Origin of the sequence: Ewingella sp. AOP8-B2-18 (assembly GCF_052376015.1) — a bacterium.
Lineage (GTDB): Bacteria > Pseudomonadota > Gammaproteobacteria > Enterobacterales > Enterobacteriaceae > Ewingella > Ewingella allii.
The window spans coordinates 468,016-493,905 of sequence record NZ_JBQSVB010000002.1 but is presented as its reverse complement, the minus strand read 5'-3'; the positions used below and the strand labels follow the sequence as shown (position 1 = coordinate 493,905).

Below are 25,890 nucleotides of genomic sequence, written 5' to 3'. Positions count from 1 at the left end.
GTATTGCCAAACGTATCAGCCAAAGGTATGACTATCCTGTTACTTATTGATATTTAACTATATTAACAGGACAGGAGATGGCAATGATGCAGCAAAAACGTAACGCGATTTTCAAGCAGATCCCTCTGGCACTCTTAATTTCCAGTACCTTCCTTTCCTCAATTCCCGCTCAGGCAGCACAAGTGCCCGCAGGCGTGGAATTGGCCGCTAAACAAGAAATTGTGCGTAACAACGGCAGTGAACCGGCTTCTCTTGATGCCCACAAAGTCTCCAGCGACGTTGAATTCAACATCATCGCCGACCTGTTCGCCGGGCTGGTAAGCATTGATGATCAAGGTAATCCTCACCCCTCTCTGGCGGCTAGCTGGGATAATAAAGACAATAAAGTGTGGACCTTCCATCTGCGCCCTGACCTGAAATGGTCCGACGGTTCGCCAATCACCGCCGAAGATCTGGTATTCAGCTGGCGCCGTTTAGTAGATCCCACCATCGCCTCGCCGTATGCCACTTACCCAAGCAGCATGCATATTCTCAATGCCGCGGACATTACCGACGGTAAAAAGAAACCTGACACTTTGGGCGTGAAAGCCCTCGACGCGCACACCGTTGAAGTGACGCTGGACCAGCCGATCTCCTACTTCCTCGGCATGGCCGCGCACCCAACGCTGTTCCCACTGCCGGAAGCCGCAATCAAAAAATTTGGCGATAAGTGGACCCAGCCGGGCAATTTAGTCAGCAGCGGCGCCTTCAAGCTCGATAGCTGGACCGTTAATGAACGCGTCGTTTCCGTGCGCAACCCGAATTACTGGGACAACGAACATACTGTTGTTAACAAAGTCACCTACCTGCCGATTGTTTCCGGCACCGCCGACGTCAACCGCTATAAGGCCGGTGAAATCGATATCACGAGTACCGTGCCTGAAATCCAATTCACCGCGCTGAAAAAACAGCTCGGCTCACAGGTGCATGTCGGCCCTAAACTGGGCGTGTATTACTACTCCCTCAATACCACCCGCCCGCCTTTCAACGATGTACGCGTTCGTCAGGCGCTCAATCTGGCATTGGATAAGGACATTATCGCCAATAAGGTGTTGGGGCAGGGGCAAAAACCCGCATGGGCCGTGGTGCCGGATAACACGGGCGGCTTCGAGTTTAAGAAAAATAAATATCAGCAGATGACCCAGGAGCAGCGCGTCGCCGAGGCGAAAAAACTGCTCAGCGAAGCAGGCTATGGCCCTTCCAAACCTTTAAAATTCAATCTGTTGTACAACACGTCGGAATCTCACCAGCGTATTGCTATCGCCGCCAGTTCGATGTGGAAGAAGAATCTGGGCGTCGACGCCACCCTGCAAAACCAAGAGTGGAAAACCATGCTCGACACCAAGCGTCAGGGTAACTATGACGCAATACGCTATGCCTGGATCGCCGACTACAATGAGCCATCCACGTTCCTGAATACCCTGCGCACCGGCGACAGCGAGAACTCCTCGAAATTCAGCGACGCCGCCTATGATAAAGCGCTGGACGACGCCCTGACGGCGAAAGACAAAGCCCAGGCCGGCGAGTTCTACCAGCAGGCTGAAGACGTGCTGTCGGAGCAGGTTCCGGTTATCCCGTTGTACCAATATGTCAGCGCCAAACTGGTGAAACCTTTCATTGGCGGTTACGACAATAAGAGCCCGCTGGGTTACATTTACACCAAAGATTTGTACGTGATTAAGCACTAATTTTTCACTGCCGTTATCCGGCGGCGCAGTGGCTTTAAGGCTGCTGCATCGCCGGACTTCACTTCTCCCTCCTGCTTATGCCCATCGCGAAAAGTTCATATTTCTCCCTGCATCGGGGCTTGCCTCATCGCGTCCAGATGTTAGATTGGAGAAAAATCACACAGTGGGAGGAGAGATGAAATTATCGGAAAGTGAAATCCAACCCCTCTGGGATGAGGTTTCACGAATTATTGGCGATGCGGTGATCCATTTGCATCATCGGGGAGAGTATTTGAGCAATGACGCGCTAGTCGGCTATCTCGACGGTCAACTGGGCAGCACGCAAAATGTAAAAAGCCGCATCCTGTTGGGCGCGGCTATTAATATGTTAAAGGCCAATCGGGTGAGAAATTAACTCAGGCAGACTGCACGATCTCGGGGGTTAAGGTGCGCAGGCACTTGTCTAAGACCACATAACTGCCTTTCTCGCCGTACAGATAGCCATTCATCACCATCCAATTCAGCGTGGCTTCAAAGTCGATAATCAGTTCGCGGCCGTCAAGGCCCGGCTCTTCGACTCTTTCGCCCTGCTCATCGACAAAGAAATAGTCATAGTTCGGCACGGCGGCAAACATGCTGCTCGGCGGTTCTTCGTTGGCTTCTTTATCCAGCGTCCAGCCGGTTCTGCTTGCGCCAAACTCACCGTTTCGCAAAGCCTGATTCACGACTTCAAGAGAATCAAACTCAACCGCCCTGGGTAAGGCGTTAATTAGCGCCGCCCTGGTTAACTTATAAAACAGAATGAAATTTTGCATTTTGCCTCTACTCCACACACAAAACGCCCGACCACGCACGTGGACAGGCACTGAAATGAGAAGATCACTATTGAAGGGGCGCAGTTTATCTATTCCCTCTCATTACCGCGAGAGAAGGAAGGAATAAACTGCGCAATAACGTGGCATCCGGCCCTATTTAGACTGTGCAGCACGTCCTTGCGCAAACAGGAAAATCCGCTGAGTGATGTCATCAGCCCCCAAAATATTGCCTTTCTGCTCCAGATTGGCGCGGGCGTAAGCAATATCATGGGCCTGATCCACCATCATAATCACTTTATCGCGGGTCTCTTTATCCAGATTTCCCAGCAATGTGGTCAGGATGGCTTGATAGGCGTTGGAGGCATAAGTCAGCTGCTTTTCGCGCTGTTCGAGTGCCTCAATGCGGGCTACCAGAGACTGCAAAAGGTCATGTTCAGACATAGTGATATCCTTCTGTTCTGGTGAAGGCGACCCAGCGAAATATGGAACAAGCAGGTCATTGCACTGAGCCTACTAATAAGTTTAGCAGAGCGTGCAAAAGTGCTGATAAAACTGTTTACATTCCCGCGCTAGCCCGTCCGATGATTAAACCAATATTCAACAGTTTAGCATCTCATTTCGCGGCGTTGACAAGCTGTAACTACGTCCCCGCCCGGCCAAATTCCTACAACGCTCGGGCCGTGCGGCTTGCAGAGGCGCTTCGCGAGTGACTCCGCCAAACAGGTAACAAATGCAGCAACTGGTTACAGATGCCCCCATAGAATATCGGGGCGCGATGTGACATTTTCAGCGCAGGTTTTGCCTTCATTGTTGACGTGGTGAGATGAATTTATGACAAGAAAAACGATTTACACTCTGGCACTGACCATGATGTTGTCGGTCAGCACACTGGCTCATGCCGAAGGCTGTCTGAAAGGGGCAGCGGTGGGCGCAGCGGCCGGGCACCTTAAGCACCATGCCGTATTGGGTGCCGTGGCGGGCTGTGCTGTCGGGCATCACTTAGCCGCCAAGGCGAAGGAAGAGAAGGCGCAGACGGCGGCCAATAAATCTTAAAATTCAGGGAGCTTCGGCTCCCTGATTATTTTCCACAGTCGCGTTCTGCTACAGCTGAATGGTCTCGAAACGGCCATCCAGCAGCGGCTTGCAGAGGATCTTGTAGCCGTCGCTGTCAAAGTAAGTGGAAACTTTTTGCAGACTCTCCTCATCTTGCAGCGAATCCACGGTGCCGAGATAGAACCAATCCTGAATAATATGGTATTGGGTGAAGTTCGCCCCTTTCTCAACAATGGCAATGCGCCCCGGCCAGTTCCAGCAGTGCAGCCGCAACGACGCCAGCGACGCTTCCAGACGCTGTTGATGCGCGTCCAGTAATTCCGCGCCACAGCATGCCCCGGCGCAGCGCTTCAGGCTGTAACGAAAACAGGCGCGATTTTTAGCCAGCTTCTCAATGCCCAAAATGCCATAACAGAGCTTCTGCTCATCCGCCAACTGCCGCAGCTTTTCTAACGCCACGGTGCGATTGGCAAACAGCCCATACAGCCCCGGCGTGCTGGAGAAGTCGATCTCTTTGGCATAAGCCACCGCCACCTTGCCCTCTTGAATATGCAACGAGCATAGCTGTTTGGAACGCCGCAGCCTTTTATTAAATAGCGGCTGCTGCTCCTTAATCATCCGCGCCTCGGTCAGCAGCGCGCCCAGCTCCCCTGCCGTTTCGACAAAGGAGATATGGGTGGTCTGGCGCAACATGCGGGCTTCGTCTTTCGCGCGAAAATGGGACATCACGCGAGTACGAATATTGACGCTTTTGCCGATGTAGAGCGGCATCTGCTCGCTCACACCGTGAAAAATATAAACGCCGGGAGAAGAAGGCAACTGCGCCAAATTATCTCGCAGATGCTCAGGATATTGGTAAATTTCAGCGGCAAACTCGCTGCGGGACAAATTCCTCAAACGTTCTCACTTATCTCTGTATTGCCATTAGGACGACACAATCACACGGTTTCGCCCTTCCTGCTTGGCAAGATACAGGGCTTCGTCGGCCTTTTTCAATACTTTCTCTGCGTGATTTTTGCTCGACACCCCCGCGGCCACCCCGAGAGAGATAGTGATTTTATCGATATCCACCACGTCCATTTCAGCCACCATACCGCGCAAACGCTCGGCGATTTGCGCCGCTACGTCCAGCCCGGTGCCCGGCAGTACCATCAAAAACTCCTCGCCGCCGTTGCGACAAAGAATATCGCTCTCACGCGAACTGGCGCGGATCTGCTGGGCAAGCTGCTTAATCACCTCATCGCCCACATCGTGACCATAGGTGTCATTAACCTTTTTGAAGTGGTCGATATCTAGCGCGATCACCGAGAAGCTCAGCTTCATCTGCTGAATATATTCCAGCGCCGTCGCCAGCCCGCGCCGGTTAAACAGCCCGGTCAGTGGATCGGTTTGCACCTCAAACTTCAGCTTGCCGATTTTCTTTTGAAGCAGGCTGATGCCCACCAGCAGGGCGCGTTTCAGCTGCGTCACTTCGAAATACCAGTCCGGGATCATGCGAATATTATTGGAAACGTCTGGCTTATCCATCTCATTGGCGCTACGAGCCAGCTGGCGCAGAGGCCGGGCAATCAGCCGCGAAAGCAGCCACACGCAGAGCAGCGTCACCAGCGCCAACGGCGTCAGATGGCGCAACACTTTAAACATCAACCCCTGCAACGGCTTGAGGGTGGAGTCAGTCGGGCGCAGCGTCACGATTTCCCAGCCGGTCGAGGGGACCTGCGCATAGCCCGCTAACACGGCTTCGCCGGTGTAATTCTCCATCACCAGACTGCCGTTACCGGCTTTTTTCACCGCATCGGTGATGGGCCGTGGCGGTAACACTTTGCCCACGTTGTCCATATTGGGGTGGTAGAGCACGCGCCGGTCGCTGTCGATCACCGCGATATAAGAGCCATCGCGATAATAGTGTTCGCCCAGCAGCTCGTTAAGAATGCTCTTCTGCTTGAGATAAATGGTGCCGCCGATATAACCACGATAGCGGCCATCGGCGGTGACAATCGGCGTAGAGATATTGATAACCAAATTATTGGCAGCGGAAATATAGGGCTTGCTGACCAGAGGCCGCCTCTTCTTCAGCGCCTCGACCGAGCCTGGGGTGGAGATGGTGCGCCCCATCAGCTGCAAACTGTCTGGCGACGTAGCGCGGATCAGCCCGTGGGCATCGGTGATCACCACCGAGTTAAAGCTGTCGCTCTGGTATTTGAGACGGGCAGTTTCAGCCTGCAAAATCGCCGGATCGTCAAAATGCTCGGCGGCAATACGGCTGCTGTAAAACAGCTGTTTTTGCATGCTGCGGATAAACAGTTCCGTGCTCGCGGCAAGCTTGGTGGCGTATACCCGATTGGCTTCCAGCGTGTTATCAATCAGCAGTTGGCGCTGCACGCTATAGCTGGCGTAGAAACTGTTAGCCAGCGTCACGAAGGCACTTGTCACGGCCAAAATCAGGATCAGACGGCGAAGATCGAGACGGAAAAAGGCGCTGAAAAAGGATGAGAGTGACAAGAAAATAGCCCTTGTGGAAAAAGTGGCTCATGTTTACCACTGCCCGTTACGCGGCACAAGGAGGACGCTGGAAAAATCCTTGAAATTAGCAGATAGGAGCAGGAAATAGACTTAGCGCAGGCGATAAAAAAGGAGCCTTAAGGCTCCTTTCTCATTCATTCCAGCAAATTACATGTTGGAAATGATGTCGTCGCCGAACTCGCTGCATTTACGCAGTTTCGCGCCGTCCATCAGACGCTCGAAATCGTAAGTCACAGTTTTGTTAGCGATAGCGCCTTCCATACCTTTAACGATCAGGTCTGCGGCTTCGAACCACTCCATGTGGCGCAGCATCATTTCTGCGGACAGGATGATGGAACCTGGGTTCACTTTATCCTGACCTGCGTACTTAGGTGCAGTACCGTGGGTTGCTTCGAACAGTGCGCAATCGGAACCGATGTTAGCACCCGGTGCGATACCGATACCGCCAACCTGCGCCGCCAGAGCGTCGGAGATGTAGTCACCGTTCAGGTTCATACAGGCGATAACGTCGTATTCAGCCGGACGCAGCAGGATCTGTTGCAGGAATGCATCAGCAATAACGTCTTTAATAATGATGTCTTTGCCGTTGTTTGGGTTCTTGATTTTCACCCATGGGCCGCCGTCGATCAGCTCACCGCCGAACTCTTCACGTGCCAACTGGTAACCCCAGTCTTTGAACGCGCCTTCGGTGAACTTCATGATGTTGCCTTTGTGAACCAAAGTCAGGGAATCACGATCGTTGGTGATGGTGTATTCGATAGCCGCGCGAACCAGACGCTTGGTGCCTTCTTCAGAACAAGGCTTGATGCCGATACCGCATTCTTGTGGGAAGCGAATTTTCTTCACGCCCATTTCGTCTTGCAGGAACTTGATCACTTTGTCTGCTTCAGCAGAACCGGCTTTCCACTCGATACCCGCGTAGATGTCTTCGGAGTTCTCACGGAAGATAACCATGTCGGTGTCTTCTGGACGTTTAACCGGGCTTGGAGTACCGGTGTAGTAACGAACCGGACGCAGGCAGATGTACAGGTCAAGCTGCTGGCGCAGGGCAACGTTCAGGGAGCGAATACCGCCGCCGACTGGGGTAGTCAGTGGGCCTTTGATAGCCACGCGGTAATCACGAATCAGGTCCAGAGTCTCTTCTGGCAGCCATACGTCTTTACCGTACAGTTCAACCGATTTCTCACCGGTGTAGATTTCCATCCAGGAAATTTTGCGTTCGCCGTTGTAGGCTTTCTTAACCGCCGCATCCACAACCTTGATCATGGCTGGGGTCACGTCAACGCCAATACCGTCGCCTTCAATGAACGGGATAATAGGATTATTAGGAACGTTCAGTTTACCCTGGGCGTCAACTGTGATCTTCTTACCTTCAGCCGGAACAACTACTTTGCTTTCCATTAACCTCTCCTTCGAGCGCATTTTTGTTAAAAATTTGTAAGATGCGGGTCGATATTACTTCAATAATCGCCCCGCGCCAATCCGAAACGGTTTTCACGTATAATGCGCCAATTATCTTTTATCTCAATGTCTGTGAGAACAATGTCTGTTAAAAATCACCACGTTAAACGTTTCAGCAAGCGGCCTGACAGGGTTCGTCCCGAACAAAACGCGCCACGAAAAGTGCTATTGTTCAATAAACCTTACGATGTGCTACCGCAGTTTACTGACGAAGCCGGACGCGCCACGCTAAAAGACTACATCTCATTAACAGGTGTCTACGCCGCAGGCAGGCTGGACCGCGATAGCGAAGGTTTACTGGTGCTGACCAACGACGGCAAACTGCAAGCCGCGTTAACTCAGCCGGGCAAACGCACCGGCAAAGTCTATTATGTGCAGGTGGAGGGTGAACCCGACGATGGGGCGATTACTGCCCTGCGTTCAGGCGTGGAGCTAAAAGATGGCAAAACCCTGCCAGCGGGCGTGGAGCTGGTGGCCGAGCCTGAGTGGCTGTGGCCGCGCAACCCGCCAATTCGCGAACGCAAAGCGATCCCAACCCGCTGGCTGAAAATCACCTTATATGAAGGTCGCAACCGACAGGTGCGCCGCATGACGGCCCACGTCGGCTTTCCCACTTTACGTCTGATTCGTTTTAGCATGGGCGAGTACCAGCTTAGCGACTTACAGCCCGGCCAATGGAAGGAGATTTCTGATGTTTAAACCCCACGTTACCGTGGCCTGCGTGGTGCAATCGCAGGGGCAGTTTTTGATTGTCGAAGAGACGGTCAATGGCAAAGTGACCTGGAACCAGCCCGCTGGACACCTCGAGGCCGACGAAACGCTGTTCAACGCAGCCAAACGCGAACTCTACGAAGAGACGGGGATCCACGCCGAGCCGCAATCCTTCTTGAAATTGCACCAGTGGCAAGCGCCCGACGGCACGCCATTCCTGCGTTTTGCCTTTGTGATTGATTTGGACCAGCAGCCTGCCACCGCGCCGCAGGATAGCGATATCGACCGCTGCGTGTGGGCCAGCGCGGAAGATATCCTCAGCTCGAAACAGCTGCGTTCGCCACTGGTGGCCGAGAGCATCCGCTGTTATCAGCAGAGCGCGCGCTACCCTCTCGACCTGCTGGCCAATTTTAATCTGCCGAACTAGCTCAAACAGCCATCCACGGCTGATGGCCTGAGGCACCAAACGACGGTGCAGCAGGCCGCCTGACGTGCTAAAATCCCGCGCTTAGTTTTTAGGTAGCACCCTCTGTCCGGTCCGGAGTGACTTTTTGTTGCGCGCGGCCTTCATCCTCGTGTGACCTTCTGGCAGTGAAATGTCAGTCAAAAGCGCCACCCGTCGGGCAATTTATTTATGCAATTCGGTAAAATCATTCGGAATGACAATGTCTGAAGACAACAGCCAGAAAAAAGTGATCGTCGGAATGTCCGGCGGTGTCGACTCCTCCGTATCGGCCTATTTGCTGCAACAGCAAGGCTATCAGGTGGAGGGCCTCTTCATGAAAAATTGGGAAGAGGACGACAATGAAGAGTATTGCACCGCAGCCACTGACCTTGCCGACGCGCAGGCAGTCTGTGACAAGCTGGGCATCAAGCTGCACACCGTCAACTTTGCGGCGGAATATTGGGACAACGTGTTCGAATTATTCCTCGAAGAGTACAAAGCGGGACGCACGCCAAACCCGGATATCCTGTGCAATAAAGAGATTAAATTCAAAGCCTTCTTGGAATTTGCCGCCGAAGATTTAGGGGCTGATTTCATCGCTACCGGCCACTATGTGCGCCGCAAGGACTTTGACGGCATCAGCCACCTGCTGCGCGGCACCGACGGCAACAAAGACCAGAGCTACTTCCTCTACACCTTAGGCACGGACCAAATCGCCCAGAGCCTGTTCCCGGTGGGTGAGCTGGAAAAGCCTGAAGTGCGCCGCATTGCTGAAGAGCTGGACCTGATCACCGCTAAGAAGAAGGATTCCACCGGGATCTGCTTCATCGGCGAGCGCAAGTTCAAAGACTTCCTCGGCCGCTATTTGCCTGCTCAGCCTGGCCCAATCAAGAGTGTTGATGGTCAGGATATGGGACAGCATCAGGGCCTGATGTATCACACCCTCGGCCAACGTAAAGGTCTGGGCATTGGCGGCCAGAAAGACGGCGGCGAAGATCCGTGGTACGTGGTGGATAAAGACGTGGCGAACAACATTTTGTACGTCGCGCAGGGCGGTGAACACCCGCGCCTGATGTCAGTGGGCCTGATTGCTCAACAGCTCCACTGGGTGGATCGCAAAACCCTGACCGACCCGCTGCGCTGCGTGGTGAAAACCCGCTATCGCCAGCAGGACATCCCTTGCACCGTCACGCCGCTGGGCGAAGACCGCATCGACGTGCGCTTCGACGCGCCGGTGGCGGCAGTGACGCCAGGGCAATCGGCGGTGTTCTACATCGATGAGATCTGCCTCGGTGGCGGTATCATCGAGCAGCGCCACCCGCTGTAACGCAGTAAATATCAATTCGGGACGCCAATGCGTCCCGAATTTTTGACCAGAATATGCCCGTAAATCTGCACTTATTCCGAACTGGGTTTAAAAAGGATTTTATGGCATGATCTGCGGCTCAGATTCGGCCAGCCGGTTGGTGTCCGAACAACGCTTACAGGAGTAGACGTGGCTAAAAATTATTATGACATTACGTTGGCATTGGCCGGAATGTGCCAGTCAGCACGTCTGGTGCAGCAATTAGCCCATGAAGGGAATTGCGCGCAGCATGAAATGTCAGTGTCGTTGCGCAGCCTGCTGGAGATGAATCCGGCCTCAACGCTCGCGGTCTACGGCAATAATGAAGCCAATTTGAAAATGGGTTTAGAAACGCTGCTTGGCGTGCTCAACGCTAACCGTCAGGGGCCGGGCGCGGAATTAACCCGCTATGCGCTAAGCCTGATGGTGTTAGAGCGCAAACTGAATGCCAATAAAGCGGCGATGAACAAGCTTGGCGAACGCCTCGATCAGCTCGACCGTCAACTAGCCCATTTCGAACTTGAATCTGAGACGATCATCAGCTCACTGGCGGCGATTTATGTCGATATCGTCAGCCCGGTCGGCCCGCGCATTCAGGTCACGGGTTCACCTACCATTTTGCAAAACCCTCAGGTTCAGGCCAAAGTCCGGGCCGTGCTGCTGGCGGGTATCCGCTCAGCCGTGCTGTGGCAGCAAGTAGGCGGTGGACGCCTGCAACTGATGTTTTCCCGTAATCGCTTGTTTGAACAGGCGAAAAATATTTTAGCTCATTGTTAAGACCAGGAGTTGCTACCGATGGAATTATCCTCACTGACCGCCGTTTCCCCCGTTGATGGACGCTACGGTGATAAAGTCAGCGCGCTGCGCGCAATCTTCAGCGAATTTGGCCTGCTGAAATTCCGCGTGCAGGTTGAAGTACGTTGGCTGCAAAAACTGGCAGCGTGCGCAGAAATCAAAGAAGTTCCTGCTTTTGATGCTGACGCAAACGCTTTCCTTGACCAGTTGGTGGCAAATTTTGATGAAAAGGATGCTCAACGCATCAAAGACATCGAAAAAACCACTAACCATGACGTTAAAGCCGTTGAGTATTTCCTGAAAGAAAAAGTCGAAGCGATCCCTGCCCTGCACGCGGTGTCTGAGTTTATCCACTTCGCCTGTACTTCTGAGGACATCAACAACCTGTCCCACGCGCTGATGCTGAAAACCGCTCGCGAAGAGGTGATTGCTCCTTACTGGCTGAAAATCATTGATGCCATTAAAGGCCTGGCGCACCAGTTCCGCGACATCCCGCTGCTGTCACGTACTCACGGCCAGCCTGCGACGCCATCCACCATTGGTAAAGAGCTGGCTAACGTCGCCTACCGTATGGACCGCCAGTACAAACAGCTGCAACAGGTTGAAGTGCTGGGCAAAATTAACGGCGCGGTCGGCAACTACAATGCCCACATCGTGGCTTACCCGGAAGTGGACTGGCATAAATTCAGCGAAGAGTTCGTGACTTCATTGGGCGTGACCTGGAATCCGTACACCACCCAAATCGAGCCGCACGACTACATCGCCGAGCTGTTTGACTGCGTGGCGCGCTTCAATACTATACTGATCGACTTCGACCGCGACATCTGGGGCTACATCGCTCTGAACCACTTCAAACAGCGCACTATCGCTGGCGAAATCGGTTCATCCACCATGCCGCACAAAGTGAACCCGATCGATTTCGAAAACTCCGAAGGTAACCTCGGCCTGTCTAACGCCGTGCTGCAACACTTGGCGAGCAAACTGCCGGTTTCCCGCTGGCAGCGCGACCTGACTGACTCCACCGTGCTGCGTAACCTCGGCGTGGGCTTGGGCTACGCGCTGATTGCCTATCAGGCCACCATGAAAGGCGTGAGCAAGCTGGAAGTGAACGAAGCCAATCTGGCCTTCGAGCTGGATCACAACTGGGAAGTGCTGGCTGAGCCGATCCAGACTGTGATGCGCCGCTACGGCATCGAAAAGCCTTATGAGAAACTGAAAGAGCTGACTCGCGGTAAGCGCGTTGACGAAGCCGGAATGCACAGTTTCATCGACGGCCTGCCACTGCCTGAAGAAGAGAAAGTGCGCCTGAAAGCCATGACGCCGGGCAACTACATTGGCCGCGCGGCGAAGATGGTTGACGAGCTGAAATAGCTTTTTGCCTTCACATAGCGCAAATCAGTGATATCAGGCGACCTGCGGGTCGCCTTTTTTGTTATAGAATAGAAACCATTACTAGAATCACGCTGGCTACAGGAAAACTGCGGTTTATGAGCACGGACACCAACCAACGCCTACTCGAGCTTCTCAAACAAAATCTGGCCGCCGCCGGGACGCAGCCGCTTTATCTCTGTTTTAGCGATGTTGTCGCGCAGGCGATCAAAGAGGGAGTTCTGGCTGAAGGGGATTTTCTACCCAGTGAGCGTCAGTTCACCGAAGAGCTGGGGATCTCGCGCATCACGGTGCGCAAGGCACTGGCGAGGCTGGAAGAAGCAGGCAATATTGGGCGTTCGCGCGGTTACGGCACCTTTATTAAAAAGGCCGGCGAGGCCAAACTCTCTTATTCGCTGGCCGATGTGAAAGGCTTCTCGCGCGAAGTAATGCTGCAGGGCCGCAAGCCCGACACTCTGTGGATCAGCCGCGAAAAGGTGCCCGCCGATGCGCTGGTCGCCAGCAAATTAGCCATCACCGAGCGTACGCCGGTCTATCGCCTCAAGCGTATTCACTATATTGATACGCGCCCGATGTCCGTCGCCCTCTCCTACGTGGTGGTGGACGCCATTGCCGACGTGCAGGATATCGGCGTTTCGCTCTACGACTATTTCCACCGCAATAACATCGAGTTAGGCGCGCTGCAAAGCCGCGTCAGTGCCGCCATGTCTGACGACGAACTGATGCAATCGCTCCAGTTGAAAACCCCGATGCCGATCTTAATCATTCGCCAAACCCTGTTCGATGGGCAAAACCGCCCCATCGAGTACAGTGAAAGCTTCTGTCGCAGCGACATGTACGAATTTATCAGCGAGGATTAATCCTCGCGGCTCATCTCATTGGCGAGCTGGGCCAGCGTCGGCGCACAGTCGCCACCCGGCTTAGACACCACGTAGGCCGCCACGCAGTTCGCCAGCATCATGCTCTGCCAGTGGCTTAATCCCAGGGATAGCCCCGCCAGCAGCCCGGCGCAGTGGCTGTCGCCCGCGCCAATGCTGTCCACCATGGTCACTTTGCGCGGCGCAATCCAGCCGTGGTCGCTTTCCCCGCCAAAGTAGTAACTCCCCTTCGCGCCGCAGCGCAGCACTACCAGTTCGCCGGTTTTGCCGTGCAGCTGGCGGCAGAAATGCTCTTCGTCGTCGCGATAGCCGAGCAGGCCCGCTTCGCGCTGATTGAGGGTCATGATCACCCCCGGACGCAGCAGCCCGTCGATGAACTCTGGCGACATGGTGTCGAGACGCGGGCCTAGGTCCAGCACCACGCGCACCTCGGCGGGCAGCGCCTGCATCCACGCCACCAGCACCCCGCCCTGTTTGGCGCCTAGCTGATAGCCGGAGAGATACACCAGCCCGCTGGTCGGCGTGCGGTTCTCCAGCCACGCGGTCTGCCACTGGTTCTCGACGCCGTCGATGGAGATAAAAGTGCGTTCACCGTCGGGTTCCACCAGCGCCAGGCACCAGCCGTTATCCGCGCCGCCGACCTGCAAGTCAGACTGAATGCCGCGCTGGGCCATTTCATCACGCAGGCGTGTGGCCCACATGCCCTCTCCCAGCGGCAGCAGGTTGTGGCTGTTGATCCCCAGCTGTTTCAGGCCGAGGGCGATATTGAGCGCGCAGCCGCCGAGGTGAAACCCCGACACGCTGGCAGCGGTGTCGCCACCGCGCTCCGGCAGAGCATCGGCGTGCGCCACCATGTCCATTACCGCCGCGCCGACCACCGTCACCCGGCACTGCTGGTGCCAGTTCCCCTGCATCAGTGTGTGAAGCAGTTCGCCGTGCTGGTTGCTCATGCCGCCCCCTCAGCGCACTGGCGGAAGCGCAGGAAGGCGCTGCTGTAGGTGGTCATATCCAGCGGATTGACGCGTTTTAATTCGGCAAGGTACTGCGCGTCGAAGGCGTCAATGCCCTGCAAGGCGCCGCAGATCGCCGTCGCCATTGCGCCGATGGTGTCGGTATCTCCACCCAAGTTGGCGCACAGCACGGCGCAGCGGTTCGGGCAGCCTTCGGCCAGTTCAACCATGGCGATTGCCGCCGGAACCGACTCAATGGTGCTCACTCCCGCGCCCACCAGCTGGTAAACCTGCTCGGAAGCCTGCTCGCTGCCGGTGGATTTCGCCACCACGTCGAGCGCCAACTCGATGCGAGCGGCCAAAGAGGCGCTGAAGGTGGTGCTCTGGCGGGTCTGGGCGTATTTGGCAATGTCCGGCAGGGCCAGACGAATCTCCGCCCAGCCCGCTCCTTCAATCGCCTTAGACACCGCCCAGGCAATCACTACGGCACCGGCCACCGCGATATCTGACTTATGGGTCGGGCTGGAGGCCAGCCACACCTGTTGGCAGAAGTGCTCCAGCGGCGCAGAAGGCAGCACGCAGCCCAGTGGCGAAACGCGCATCGCCGCGCCGTTGGTCACGCCGTTGTTCTCAAGCTCACTGATCGCCACGCCCTTCTTCTGCTCGGCCAGCGCCAGCTTTGAGCTTGGTCCCAGAATGTTTTTGTTAAAGGCGTCAAAGCCATCAACCCAGCGAATGACGTTGCGGGCAATCAGCTCCGGCACCACTTCGCCATCGGCTTCAATCAGGGCATCGGCCAGCGCCAGCGCCATGGAAGTGTCGTCGGTAAACTGCGCGGCGGTAAAGTAGCAGGCAGCGTTGTTTTCAGCCGGGCCATCAAGAAAACGGTCAATCCAGCCAAAATGCTTTTTCACCCGTTCACGCGGCCAAAGCTCTGACGGCATACCCAAGGCGTCGCCCAGCATTTGCCCATAGAGCGCGCCAAGAATGCGGTTTTCGCGGGTTATCTGTTGCATCTGTTATCTCCATAAATAGGACCACTGGCGAGCAGCGCGCCCGCCAGAGAAATCATTAAAATCAAGAACGTGCCAGTGTTACCGGTTCAATCGTTTTGCTGCGCTCACGGAAGAACAGCAGGAATAACAGCATCACCGCGACCACCATCGCTGCGCCAACGCCCCACACGGCGAACCAGTCGAAGGTCATGCCGTTGCGCGGCGTAGTCAGGGCGAAAGTGGTCATCGCGCGGCCCCCCAGCCAGTTGCCGATAAAGCTGCCCAGCCCTTGGCAAATTAAGGTGATCAGCCCCTGTGCCGCGGTGCGCATGTGCGCCGGGGCTTTTTTATCGACATAGATATAGCCGGTGACGAAATAGAAGTCGTAGCTCACGCCGTGCAGTAGGATGCCGAGGAACAGCATGCTGTAGCCCCACACATCCTCGGTGCCGCCGTAGATAAAGAAGATGTAGCGAATGGCCGCCGTGATGAAGCCGAGCATCAGAACCTTCTTGATGCCGAAGCGTTTAAGCAGCAGCGGCAAGGCAAGCAGTGCAAAAATCTCCGAAACCTGACCCAGCGTCATCCAGCCGGTGGCTTCATTCAGCCCGACCTGCGTCAGATAGCCGTTGGCGAACTGGTAGTAAAACGCCAGCGGCATGCAGAACAGGAAGGAGCAAAGCGCGAAAATCGCGAAAGAACGGTCTTTCAGCATCGCCAGCGCATTCAGGCCAAACAGCGCCTTGATATCCACCGGGCCACTGCCCTTGGCAGGCGTATCCGGCAGCCAGAAGCTATAAAGCCCCAGCGCGATAGAGGCCGCGGCGGTCAGCCACAGTGGCAGGTTGGTATCAGAGATATTGCCCATGCCGAGCATCGGTGGCAGGACAAAACCGATGAACAGGCCCGAGGCAATCCAGCCCAAGGTGCCCAGTACGCGGATGCGCGGGAACTCTTTTTCGGGATCGCCAATGTTGGCGAACGCGATGCTATTAGTCAGCGCCACGGTAGGCATGTAGGTGATGGCATAGACCACCAGCAGCGGGAAGAAAGAGGAGAATTGGGTTTGCAGCGCGATGAAACACATCAACGCGCCCCCTGCCAATAAGAGCCAGGCGAGAACCTTTTGCGCGGCAAAATAGCGGTCAGCGATAACCCCTACCAATACCGGCGAGAGAATAGCGGCGATGGCGGTGCTGCTATAAGACCAGGCGATTTCAGATGGGCTAAAGCCCAGTTTATTGAGGTATTGCCAGAGAGGCACAAACCACGCCCCCCAGATAAACCATTCAATAAACATCATGACGGACAGCTTCAGATGGGTACGTTTCATTATTATATCCTTGCTGAATGAGACACCTTTAGCACGAATCTCAGGTCGGCTACAGGCAGATAAAGGCATCTATCAGATACCTTTATAATACCTTAATAATACATTTAAAATCTTACCGCGATCTTTCTCACATTTCCTGTCATCACTCCAGAGGGGCGTTTATAATTGGTTTGGCTTTCATTTAAGTTACCCCCCGTCGTGTTTATCTGGCGTTGAAGCAAATGTTTCTGGATACGTTAGAGTTGTGTCACGATTTATCCTCGAGATTTCAGCCAAATGGGCGGAACAATGCCTCTTACTCGCGCTAACAACCTCGGGATCACCATGCAAATATTGGCCGGGGTTCGTTGTACCCTGCATTAAAAAGGAGTTGTTATGCGAATTCTGGTTGTCGAAGACAATGCGCTGCTGCGCCATCACCTCTCGGTGCAAATGCGCGAAATGGGCCATCAGGTTGATGCTGCTGAAGACGCCAAGGAAGCCGACTACTTTTTGCAGGAACACGCGCCGGATATTGCCATCGTTGACCTCGGCCTGCCCGGTGAAGATGGCCTGAGCCTGATCCAACGCTGGCGTAGCCATCAGGCAAAATTGCCGATTCTGGTGCTGACCGCTCGCGAAAGCTGGCAGGACAAAGTGGCCGTGCTGGAAGCGGGTGCTGACGATTACGTCACCAAACCTTTCCATTTGGAAGAGGTTATCGCCCGCATGCAGGCACTGATGCGCCGCAACAGCGGCCTGGCGTCACAGGTGATCACCCTCGCACCTTTCCAGATTGACCTGTCGCGCCGCGAACTTACCGTCAGCGAACAGCCGGTCAAACTGACCGCCTTTGAGTACACCATCATTGAAACCCTGATCCGCAATGCCGGTAAAGTGGTCAGCAAGGATTCCCTGATGCTGCAATTGTATCCTGATGCCGAGCTGCGTGAGAGTCACACCGTTGACGTATTGATGGGCCGTTTACGCAAAAAATTGCAGGCTGAATATCCTACCGACGTGATAACCACCGTGCGCGGTCAGGGTTATCGTTTCGACATTCGTCCGTAACGCCGTCGAGCACACTTTTATGAGATTTCGCAAAGGAAAGCCCTTCTCACTGCGCTCGCGTTTTATGGTCGCCACCGCTGGCGTGGTGCTGGCGCTGTCACTGGCTTACGGGCTGGTGGCGGTGGTCGGCTATATGGTCAGCTTCGACAAAACCGCCTACCGCCTCCTACGCGGTGAAAGTAATCTGTTCTTCAGCCTTGCCCAGTGGCGCGATAACAAGCTGACAATCAATGTGCCGCCAGATTTGGATCTCAACTCGCCAACCTTAGTCTTTATCTATGACGACAAAGGCAACCTGCTGTGGGCCCAGCGCCGCGTGCCGGAGCTTGAGACGCATATCGACAAAGAGTGGATGAACAAGCCCGGTTTCTACGAAATCGACACGGACACCCAGGTCAGTAGCGAGGTCATTGGCGATAATCAGCAAGCCAAAGACAAGCTGAAAAATTATGACGACACTGACGCCAACGCCCTCACCCACTCCATTGCGGTAAATACTTACTCGGCCACCTCGCGCCTGCCCGCGCTGAATATCGTGGTGGTAGATACCATCCCGCAAGAGCTACAGCGTTCCGATTTGGTGTGGGAGTGGTTCAGCTATGTGCTGATCGCCAACTTGCTGCTGGTTATCCCGCTGCTGTGGCTGGCGGCCTACTGGAGCCTGCGGCCCATTAAGGCGCTGATCCGGCAAGTGGCTGAGCTGGAAACCCACGAGCGCGAAGCCTTGGATGAAAACCCGCCGAGCGAGTTGAAAGGCTTGGTGCGCAATCTTAATACTCTGCTGCACGGCGAGCGCGAACGCTATGACCGCTACCGCACTACGCTGGCGGATTTGACCCACAGCCTGAAGACGCCGCTGGCAGTGTTGCAGTCCACGCTGCGCTCTCTGCGTAACGGCAAGCAGATGACCATCGAACAGGCAGAACCCGTGATGCTGGAGCAAATTAGCCGCATTTCGCAGCAAATTGGCTACTATTTGCATCGCGCCACTTTGCGTTCAGAACACAATATTTTGGTGCGCGAAGTACATTCGGTACCCGGCCTGCTCGACAGCTTGTGTTCTGCACTGAATAAGGTTTATCAGCGTAAAGGCGTGGCGCTGACGCTGGATATCTCGCCAGAAATCACCTTTATTGGCGAGAAAAATGACTTTATCGAAGTGATGGGTAATGTCATCGATAACGCCTGCAAATACTGTCTGGAGTTTGTGGAAATCAGCGCCGTGTATGCCGAAAAACAGCTGGTGATCCTGATTGAAGATGACGGTCCCGGCATTCCAGAAAGCAAACGCGAAGTGATTTTCCAGCGCGGCCAGCGCGCTGATACGCTGCGCCCCGGCCAAGGTTTAGGCTTATCCCTGGCCAGTGAAATTATTGAGCAATATGACGGCCAGATTATTATTGGCGACAGCCCGCTCGGCGGTGCCAGCATGCGGGTTTGCTTCGGTAAGCAGCACGACGTGGACAACGATTAAGCTTTCTCCCGGCAATTCGTCCGAGTTGCCGGTTATTAATGAAATTTGCAGGCGATTGCCCAATGCAGCCGCCTCGCCTTCCGTTATAATCCTCTCAGTGACTCTCATTTACGCCATGGAAAACATTTATGGATTATCAACTCGACTTGGACTGGAATGACTTTTTGCAGCGTTATTGGCAAAAACGTCCGGTGGTTCTTAAACGTGGCTTCAAAAACTTCATCGACCCTATCTCTCCAGACGAACTGGCCGGACTGGCGATGGAGAACGAAGTCGACAGCCGTCTGGTCAGTCATGAAGACGGTCGCTGGCAGGTCAGCCACGGGCCTTTCGAAAGCTATGATCACCTGGGTGAAAATAACTGGTCGATTCTGGTTCAGGCGGTTGATCATTGGCATGAGCCCTCTTCCCACCTGATGCGTCCTTTCCGCCATATTCCTGACTGGCGTATGGATGACCTGATGATCTCCTATTCAGTGCCGGGCGGCGGCGTTGGCCCGCATCTGGACCAGTATGACGTGTTTATCATTCAGGGTACCGGCCGCCGTCGCTGGCGCGTTGGGGAGAAAATCCCCATGAAACAGCACTGCCCACACCCGGATTTGCTTCAGGTTGAGCCGTTCGAAGCCATTATTGATGAAGAGCTGGAGCCGGGCGATATCGTCTATATTCCGCCGGGCTTCCCGCACGAAGGCTACTCGCTGGAACATGCCCTGAACTACTCGGTCGGTTTCCGCGCGCCGAACGCCCGCGAAATGCTCAGCGGCTTTGCCGACTATGTGCTCTCCCGCGAGCTTGGTAGTAAGCGTTATGGCGATCCGGAGCTGGTTGAGCGCGAGCACCCGGCGCAAATCCTGCCAAACGAGCTAGACGGTCTGCGCAATATGATGCTGGAGCTGGCGGGCGACCCCGAGCACTTCAACAGCTGGTTTGGCGAGTTTATCTCCCAGTCGCGCCACGAGCTTGACTTAGCGCCGCCGGAGCCGCCTTATCAGGCCGGTGAAATTTATGAGCTGCTGGAATCGGGCGAAACCTTGCAGCGCCTCGGCGGCCTGCGCGTGTTGCGCATCGGCGACGTGTGCTACGTCAATGGCGAAGCTATCACCACGGAGCAAGTTGCCGCCGCTGACGCCTTAACGCGTCACCTGACGGTAACTCGCGAGATGCTAGGCGACGCGCTGGATGACCCGTCATTCCTCGCATTGATCTCTGCTTTGGTTAACAGCGGCTACTGGTACTTCAATGATTAATCGTTGAAGTTAGCCATATAAAAAAGGGTGCGTATCCTCGCGGAGCGCACCCTTTTTGTTTCGCCCTGCTGAAAAGCAGAGTTAGCTTTTGGCGTTCTTGGCCGTCAGTTCGGCAATACGCATCACCACGCTGACCGCCTTCTCCATCCCCTCCAGCGTGACAAACTCATGCTTGCCGTGGAAGTTGTAGCCGCCGGTGAAAATGTTCGGGCAAGGCAGGCCGCGGAAGGAGAGCTGCGCGCCGTCGGTGCCGCCGCGAATTGGCTTCATCAGCGGTTCGATTTCACAATCAATCATCGCCTGTTTGGCAATTTCAATGATGTGTGGATGCTGCGCCACTTTGTCGCGCATATTGTAATAATGGTCATCAAGAGTCACCTCGATATAGCAGTCGCGGTGCAGCCCTTCGCCCACCAGATGAGCGATATCGATGATTTTCTGCTTACGCGCTTCAAAGTTCGCCTGATCGAAATCGCGAATAATGTAGTGCATTTCGGCGCGTTCGACCGAGCCTTTCATCGACGTCAGATGGTAGAAACCTTCGTAACCTTCGGTTTTTTCAGGTGTTTCATCAGCTGGCAGTTCGGCATGAATTCGTACCGCCAGCGACAAGGCGTTGACCATCACCCCTTTGGCGCTGCCGGGATGGACATTATTACCGACAATTTTGATGGTCGCCGAGGCGGCGTTGAAATTCTCAAACTCCAGCTCCCCGACGCCACCGCCGTCCACGGTGTATGCCCATTGGGCGGCAAAAGCCGGGACGTCGAAAGACTGCGCGCCCTTGCCGATCTCTTCGTCTGGGGTAAAAGCAATGCGCAGCGGCCCGTGCGGGATCGCGCTATTTTTCAGACGCGCCATGGCGGTAACGATAGTGGCGATGCCCGCTTTGTCGTCCGAGCCGAGCAGGGTTTTGCCGTCGGTGGTGATCAGCGTCTGGCCCAGCAGCTGGTGTAGCACCGGGAACATCACCGGCGAAAGCACTTCGTCGCCGTTACCCAGCGCAATATCACCACCGCGATAATTTTCAACAATTTGAGGATTGACGTGCTTCGCCGTGAAGTCCGGCGCCGTGTCTAAATGAGAGATAAAGCCGATAGTCGGCACAGGCCAGTCGACATTGCCAGGCAAGGTTGCCATCACGCAGCCTTTGTCACTGAGCGTGACCTGATCAAGGCCGAGTGCAATCAATTCTTTCTGAAGTTCACGCGCCAGCTTCAGCTGCCCTTCCGTGCTAGGCGTGTGTCGAACGTTGACCTTCGATTGGGTATCAAACGAAACGTAGTGTAAGAAACGATCAAGCAACTTATCCATAATTAGGTATCCTCTAGCGACCGAGTTTTATTATGCGCAGCATGAATACCTCGGATATTGCGTCAGGTCAGTTTTCACCGAGTTTAGCCAATGAAGTCTTCTGCTCAGACGCAATTTTAGCAAAATGGAATGACAGACGAAAAAAAGCCCGGCTAGCGCCAGGCGTTTTCTTGTTTGGTCAGGAAGGCATGAATAAACTCAGGCACCACCTGACTGGCAAGGCCATACTTGCGTTCATCAAACTGGCTCTCCACCTGACTTGGCTCGAGATTCAGCTCAATGGTGTAAGCCCCGCCCATCTTGGCTTCGTGGACAAATCCCGCCGCCGGATAGACATGGCCCGAAGTGCCAATAGCGATAAAGAAATCCGCTTTCGCCAGCGCCTGATAAATCTCATCCATGCCAATAGGCATTTCGCCGAACCACACCACGTGCGGGCGCAGCGGCGCGGGGAACTGGCAACAGTGGCATTTGTCATTCACCGACAGGTCACCCGGCCAGTCGAACACTTGACCGGAGTGGGTACAGCGCACTTTGAGCAATTCACCGTGCATATGCATCACGCGCTTGTTTCCGGCGCGCTCGTGCAGGTTATCGATGTTCTGCGTCACCAGCATAAAGTTATCGCCCAGCGCGTCTTCGAGCGTGGCTAAAGCGTGATGCGCCGCGTTGGGCTCAATCTCGGCGTTTTGCAACTGCTGGCGGCGAGCGTTGTAAAACGCCTGCACCAGTTCAGGATCGTTGCGATAGCCTTCCGGCGTCGCCACGTCCTCGACCTTGTGCTCTTCCCACAGGCCGTCGGCGGCGCGAAAGGTGCGGATGCCAGACTCAGCGGAGATCCCCGCCCCGGTCAGCACCACAACAAAAGGCCGCTTCAGCGATGCGGCGGCCATATTGTCTCGATGGAAAATATTTGAGCGAAAACGTTGGTGCCGTATGCGCTTGTTTTTGCGAAATCGACACAGACGATGGCGTGTGCGCATATGTGCTCCTGCTCTTGGAAACTTAGGTAAATCTTCTAACGCCTACTTTTAACAGTAGACGTCTTGGTATTACTGTCCGCCACTCAACACGCGCGCAGGATCTATCCGGCTGGCTCGTCTCGCTGGATACCAACTGGCCAGCAGGCTCAGTACCAGTGCGGTAAACAGTACGCCCGCTACGTCAATCCAGTGTAGCTCCGACGGTAAAAAGTCGATGAAATAGATATCGCCTGACAGGAACTTATGCCCGGTGAAGCTCTGCAATGCATTAATGATGTTGGTCAGTTGGAAGGAGGCGATAACCCCCACCACCACGCCAACGATGCTGCCCACCAGCCCGGAAAGTAAACCGTACCAGATGAACACCGCGCGAATAAGCCCGTCTTTGGCACCCAGCGTGCGCAAAATCGCAATATCGCTACTTTTATCTTTTACCGCCATCACCAGCGTAGACACGATATTGAAACATGCCACTCCGATGACTAACACCATCGCCATATACATAATGGCGCGAACCATCTGAATATCGCGATACATGTAGCCATAAGTGCCGATCCAGCTGCTGATGTAGACATAAGCGTGGGTCACTTCGCCCGCATCTCGCACCAGCTTTTGCGCGGCAAATACGTCATTAACTTTGATATCAATCCCGGTGACGCTGCTGCCCATTTCCTGATACTGCTGGGCATCCGCCAGCGGCACCATGGCAAAGCTGTGGTCCAGCTGGCCACTGAGTTGCAGGATACCGGTAACGTGCAGGCGAATGCGCTTAGGCTGCAACAGCTTCATTTCAGGGTCGCTGTTCGGCACCATCACGGTGACCCAGTCATCCTGCTTCACGCCAATGGCATCCGCCACGCCTTTACCCAGAATCAGCTGCTGTTCACCGGCTTTAAAGTTTTTCCAGGCATCGCCCTGCACGAAGTTTGGCGCAGCGCTGACGCGTGATTCCTGCTGCGGATCCACCCCTTTCAGCTTGATGGCGCGCAGCTTAGCGCCGTGCTCAATCAGACCGTTAAATTCAATATAAGGGGCGGCGGCGGCAATGCCGGGCACTTTTTCTACGCGCTCCAGCACGCCCTGCCAGCCATTGAAAGGCTGATTAACCGGGCGAATTTCACCATGCGGCACCACGGCAAGAACGCGCTCTTTTAGCTCACGTTCAAAGCCGTTCATCGCGCTTAGACCGACGATCAGCACTGCCACGCCAAGGGCGATACCCAGCGTGGAGATAACCGAAATCAGCGACACCATGCCGCTACGGCGACGCCCGCGACTAAAACGCAGGCCAATTAATAGAGAAAAGGGAATAGCTGACATTACTTCGCTCCCAGCAGGGTCGAGTCCTGTTGCAGCTTGCCGTCACGCATCTCCAGCTGGCGATTCATCCGTTTCGCCAGTTGCAGGTCATGGGTGACCACCAGAAACGCCGTGCCCTGACGGACATTCAGCTCGCCGAGCAGGTCGAAGATACTATCAGCGTTTTTCTGGTCGAGGTTACCGGTTGGCTCATCGGCCAGCACCAGCGACGGGCTGTTAACCAGCGCGCGGGCAATGGCGACGCGCTGACGCTCACCGCCGGACAGCTCGGACGGGCGGTGTTTGCTGCGGTGCTGTAAGCCCACTGCCGCCAGCATCGCCATGGCTTTCTCTTCCACTTCGGCCTTCTTGCCTTTGCCAATCAGCAGCGGCATGGCCACGTTTTCCAACGCAGTGAAGTCCGGCAGCAGGTGGTGGAACTGATAGATAAAGCCCAGCTCGCGGTTACGCAGCTCGGCCTTGGCGGCAGAAGACATGGTGTTGAGCGAGGTGTTTTTGAATACCACGTCACCCGAGGTTGGAGAGTCTAGCCCGCCCAGCAGGTGCAGCAAGGTACTTTTACCCGATCCCGAACTGCCGACGATGGCCATCATTTCGCCCTGTTGAATGGCGAAAGAGACATCGCGCAGCACGTCGGTGTGCATTTTGCCTTCCTGATAGGTCTTACAGAGGTTTTCGCACTGCAATAAGATTCCGCCCTGCGACGATAAAATGTTACTCATAACGTAAAGCCTCTGCGGGTTGGGCGGCAGCTGCGCGCCACGAAGGGTAAAGCGTAGACAGTAGAGCGATGACCATGGCGACCAGCGCGATGACCACGACTTGCATAGGTTCGATATCGACCGGCAGTGAGCCGCCGTCCAGCATCAGGCCAAGAGCTGGCATAATGGTGTTGAGCTGGGTCGCCAGCACCAAGCCAAGCACGGCACCGAGCAGCGCGCCGATGATCCCGGCACTCGCGCCCTGCACCATAAATAGCGCCATAATCTGGCGACGGGTCAGACCCTGAGTTTTCAGAATCGCCACTTCGCCCTGCTTCTCCATCACCAGCAGGCCGAGAGAAGTAATGATGTTAAACGCGGCGACTGCCACAATCAGGCTGAGCAGCAGGCCCATCATGTTCTTCTCCATGCGCACGGCCTGGAACAGCTCGCCGCGACGCTCGCGCCAATCTTTCCACTCGGTGCCCTGCGGCAGGGTTTGGGTGCTCAGGTTATCCACATCCAACGGCTGGTTGAGGTAAAGACGCCAGCCGGTCACGTTGCCTTTCGGATAGAGCATCAGGCGCGAGGCATCCTGCTGGTTAACCAGCATCTGGTAGCCATCTACTTCACTGTTCGCAGCAAAGGTGCCCGCCACGGTAAACAGGCGCTGGCTTGGAATGCGGCCCATCGGCGTGAACTGGCTGACGCTGGTGACCATCAGGCGCAGCTGGTCGCCGCGTTTCACTTTCAACTGTTGTGCCAGCTGATCGCCAAGAATGATGTTGTACTGACCGGGTTGCAGCACCTGTTGATTGACCGCCACCATGTAGTTCGACAGCGGATCTTTTTCCTCAGGATTGACTCCGAGCATCACGCCAACGGCGACGCTACCCGGGCTTTGCAGCACCACATCGCCAGTGGTGAAAGGCACGGCGCGGTTGACGCCTTTCAGTCCGGCGACGGCGTCATGGTTGATTTTCTGCGGATCCAGCGAACCCTGTGCTGTGGTGACTAACGCCTGAGGCATCAGACCCAGAATGTTGTTTTCCAGATCCTTCTCAAAACCGTTCATGACCGACAAGACAGTGACCAGTGCCATCACCCCGAGGGTGATACCAATAGTAGAAAGCCAGGAGACAAACCGCCCAAAGCGGTCTGAAGCACGTCCGCGCATATAGCGCAGACCTATGAATAACGCGACAGGTTGATACATGACATCCGTATTAAGTGCGTGGCGAAGACAAAAGTTGTCAAGGATAATAAAGGCTCGCTTGGCTTTATGGAACCATAATACCTAAAGTAATCGGTTAAACCTTTAAGCTTTCTGCCCAAAATAATTCGGGTTGACCCCGATTAGGAGCACGTCGCAAGATACGCTCTGTAAATCAGGTCCCTA

25 protein-coding genes are annotated in these 25,890 nt (G+C 55.0%); 12 read left to right on the top strand and 13 right to left on the bottom strand.

Features of this window, described 5'->3' with window-relative positions; genetic code table 11:
- Positions 1–83: 83 nt before the first annotated feature.
- On the top strand, positions 84–1,727 hold the full coding sequence (locus ACT3RR_RS06495) for an ABC transporter substrate-binding protein (RefSeq protein WP_496199975.1): 1,644 nt from the start codon (positions 84–86) through the stop codon (positions 1,725–1,727).
- Between the two features lie 175 nt (positions 1,728–1,902).
- Positions 1,903–2,121 (top strand): hypothetical protein, encoded by a 219-nt coding sequence (locus ACT3RR_RS06490; protein WP_353502510.1) that lies wholly within the window; start codon positions 1,903–1,905, stop codon positions 2,119–2,121.
- 1 nt (position 2,122) lies between these two features.
- Here the strand turns inward: ACT3RR_RS06490 and ACT3RR_RS06485 are convergent, their stop codons facing one another.
- Complete coding sequence (locus ACT3RR_RS06485; RefSeq protein WP_496199974.1) at positions 2,123–2,521, bottom strand: hypothetical protein; 399 nt, start codon at positions 2,519–2,521, stop codon at positions 2,123–2,125.
- A gap of 153 nt (positions 2,522–2,674) precedes the next feature.
- Positions 2,675–2,962, bottom strand: a complete 288-nt coding sequence (locus tag ACT3RR_RS06480) for a hypothetical protein (protein ID WP_353502512.1) — start codon at positions 2,960–2,962, stop codon at positions 2,675–2,677.
- A 390-nt stretch (positions 2,963–3,352) separates the two neighbouring features.
- Here ACT3RR_RS06480 and ACT3RR_RS06475 point away from each other — a divergent pair, with 390 nt between their 5' ends.
- Complete coding sequence (locus ACT3RR_RS06475) at positions 3,353–3,574, top strand: hypothetical protein (RefSeq protein ID WP_353502513.1); 222 nt, start codon at positions 3,353–3,355, stop codon at positions 3,572–3,574.
- 48 nt (positions 3,575–3,622) lie between these two features.
- Here ACT3RR_RS06475 and cho read toward each other — a convergent pair whose 3' ends face one another.
- From cho to icd, 3 genes are all read right to left on the bottom strand, one after another.
- A complete protein-coding gene (gene cho, locus ACT3RR_RS06470) occupies positions 3,623–4,471 on the bottom strand; it encodes an excinuclease Cho (RefSeq protein ID WP_496199973.1) in 849 nt (282 codons plus the stop codon).
- A 27-nt stretch (positions 4,472–4,498) separates the two neighbouring features.
- A complete protein-coding gene (locus tag ACT3RR_RS06465; protein WP_353502515.1) occupies positions 4,499–6,076 on the bottom strand; it encodes a sensor domain-containing diguanylate cyclase in 1,578 nt (525 codons plus the stop codon).
- Between the two features lie 168 nt (positions 6,077–6,244).
- Positions 6,245–7,498: an NADP-dependent isocitrate dehydrogenase gene (gene icd, locus ACT3RR_RS06460; RefSeq protein ID WP_353502516.1), complete on the bottom strand. Its 1,254-nt coding sequence runs from the start codon at positions 7,496–7,498 to the stop codon at positions 6,245–6,247.
- 102 nt (positions 7,499–7,600) lie between these two features.
- On the opposite strand from icd, the gene rluE reads away from it, so the two are divergent.
- The 6 genes from rluE to ACT3RR_RS06430 all read left to right on the top strand — a co-directional run bounded on the left by rluE (position 7,601) and on the right by ACT3RR_RS06430 (position 13,103).
- Positions 7,601–8,257, top strand: coding sequence for a 23S rRNA pseudouridine(2457) synthase RluE (rluE, locus tag ACT3RR_RS06455; RefSeq protein WP_496199972.1), 657 nt, complete (start codon positions 7,601–7,603; stop codon positions 8,255–8,257).
- A complete protein-coding gene (locus ACT3RR_RS06450) occupies positions 8,250–8,696 on the top strand; it encodes an NUDIX hydrolase (RefSeq protein WP_496199971.1) in 447 nt (148 codons plus the stop codon). Before rluE ends, ACT3RR_RS06450 begins: the two co-directional genes overlap by 8 nt.
- Positions 8,697–8,934: 238 nt before the next feature.
- Positions 8,935–10,041 carry a tRNA 2-thiouridine(34) synthase MnmA gene (mnmA, locus tag ACT3RR_RS06445; RefSeq protein WP_353502519.1) on the top strand — a complete coding sequence of 369 codons (1,107 nt, stop codon included), beginning with the start codon at positions 8,935–8,937 and terminating at the stop codon, positions 10,039–10,041.
- 168 nt (positions 10,042–10,209) lie between these two features.
- Positions 10,210–10,836, top strand: a complete 627-nt coding sequence (hflD, locus tag ACT3RR_RS06440; RefSeq protein ID WP_396130355.1) for a high frequency lysogenization protein HflD — start codon at positions 10,210–10,212, stop codon at positions 10,834–10,836.
- Positions 10,837–10,854: 18 nt separating this feature from the next.
- Entirely contained in the window at positions 10,855–12,225 is a 1,371-nt protein-coding gene (gene purB, locus ACT3RR_RS06435) for an adenylosuccinate lyase (RefSeq protein ID WP_396130354.1), read from the top strand.
- 116 nt (positions 12,226–12,341) lie between these two features.
- Entirely contained in the window at positions 12,342–13,103 is a 762-nt protein-coding gene (locus ACT3RR_RS06430; protein WP_496199970.1) for a GntR family transcriptional regulator, read from the top strand.
- Here ACT3RR_RS06430 and ACT3RR_RS06425 read toward each other — a convergent pair.
- The 3 genes from ACT3RR_RS06425 to ACT3RR_RS06415 all read right to left on the bottom strand — a co-directional run bounded on the left by ACT3RR_RS06425 (position 13,100) and on the right by ACT3RR_RS06415 (position 16,399).
- Positions 13,100–14,071: a PfkB family carbohydrate kinase gene (locus tag ACT3RR_RS06425; RefSeq protein ID WP_496199969.1), complete on the bottom strand. Its 972-nt coding sequence runs from the start codon at positions 14,069–14,071 to the stop codon at positions 13,100–13,102. The two genes, ACT3RR_RS06430 and ACT3RR_RS06425, sit on opposite strands and share 4 nt — an antisense overlap.
- Positions 14,068–15,087, bottom strand: coding sequence for an ADP-ribosylglycohydrolase family protein (locus tag ACT3RR_RS06420; RefSeq protein WP_496199968.1), 1,020 nt, complete (start codon positions 15,085–15,087; stop codon positions 14,068–14,070). Before ACT3RR_RS06420 ends, ACT3RR_RS06425 begins: the two co-directional genes overlap by 4 nt.
- Positions 15,088–15,148: 61 nt before the next feature.
- Positions 15,149–16,399: a nucleoside permease gene (locus ACT3RR_RS06415; RefSeq protein ID WP_353502525.1), complete on the bottom strand. Its 1,251-nt coding sequence runs from the start codon at positions 16,397–16,399 to the stop codon at positions 15,149–15,151.
- A gap of 375 nt (positions 16,400–16,774) precedes the next feature.
- On the opposite strand from ACT3RR_RS06415, the gene phoP reads away from it, so the two are divergent.
- The 3 genes from phoP (at position 16,775) to ACT3RR_RS06400 (ending at position 20,173) form a co-directional block, all read left to right on the top strand.
- Positions 16,775–17,449, top strand: a complete 675-nt coding sequence (phoP, locus tag ACT3RR_RS06410) for a two-component system response regulator PhoP (RefSeq protein ID WP_353502526.1) — start codon at positions 16,775–16,777, stop codon at positions 17,447–17,449.
- 19 nt (positions 17,450–17,468) lie between these two features.
- The gene (phoQ, locus tag ACT3RR_RS06405) at positions 17,469–18,923 is read left to right on the top strand and encodes a two-component system sensor histidine kinase PhoQ (RefSeq protein ID WP_396130349.1); all 1,455 of its coding nucleotides are present in this window, start codon (positions 17,469–17,471) and stop codon (positions 18,921–18,923) included.
- Positions 18,924–19,051: 128 nt separating this feature from the next.
- Positions 19,052–20,173, top strand: a complete 1,122-nt coding sequence (locus ACT3RR_RS06400) for a ribosomal protein uL16 3-hydroxylase (RefSeq protein ID WP_353502528.1) — start codon at positions 19,052–19,054, stop codon at positions 20,171–20,173.
- Positions 20,174–20,254: 81 nt separating this feature from the next.
- Here ACT3RR_RS06400 and pepT read toward each other — a convergent pair whose 3' ends face one another.
- The 5 genes from pepT to lolC form a co-directional block, all read right to left on the bottom strand.
- Entirely contained in the window at positions 20,255–21,487 is a 1,233-nt protein-coding gene (gene pepT, locus ACT3RR_RS06395) for a peptidase T (RefSeq protein WP_353502529.1), read from the bottom strand.
- A gap of 152 nt (positions 21,488–21,639) precedes the next feature.
- Complete coding sequence (gene cobB, locus ACT3RR_RS06390) at positions 21,640–22,470, bottom strand: Sir2 family NAD+-dependent deacetylase (protein WP_353502530.1); 831 nt, start codon at positions 22,468–22,470, stop codon at positions 21,640–21,642.
- A 69-nt stretch (positions 22,471–22,539) separates the two neighbouring features.
- Positions 22,540–23,790 carry a lipoprotein-releasing ABC transporter permease subunit LolE gene (gene lolE / locus ACT3RR_RS06385; protein WP_353502531.1) on the bottom strand — a complete coding sequence of 417 codons (1,251 nt, stop codon included), beginning with the start codon at positions 23,788–23,790 and terminating at the stop codon, positions 22,540–22,542.
- The gene (lolD, locus tag ACT3RR_RS06380; RefSeq protein ID WP_034791345.1) at positions 23,790–24,512 is read right to left on the bottom strand and encodes a lipoprotein-releasing ABC transporter ATP-binding protein LolD; all 723 of its coding nucleotides are present in this window, start codon (positions 24,510–24,512) and stop codon (positions 23,790–23,792) included. The genes lolE and lolD overlap by 1 nt, the downstream gene beginning before the upstream one ends.
- On the bottom strand, positions 24,505–25,707 hold the full coding sequence (lolC, locus tag ACT3RR_RS06375; RefSeq protein WP_496199967.1) for a lipoprotein-releasing ABC transporter permease subunit LolC: 1,203 nt from the start codon (positions 25,705–25,707) through the stop codon (positions 24,505–24,507). Before lolC ends, lolD begins: the two co-directional genes overlap by 8 nt.
- Positions 25,708–25,890: the final 183 nt, after the last annotated feature.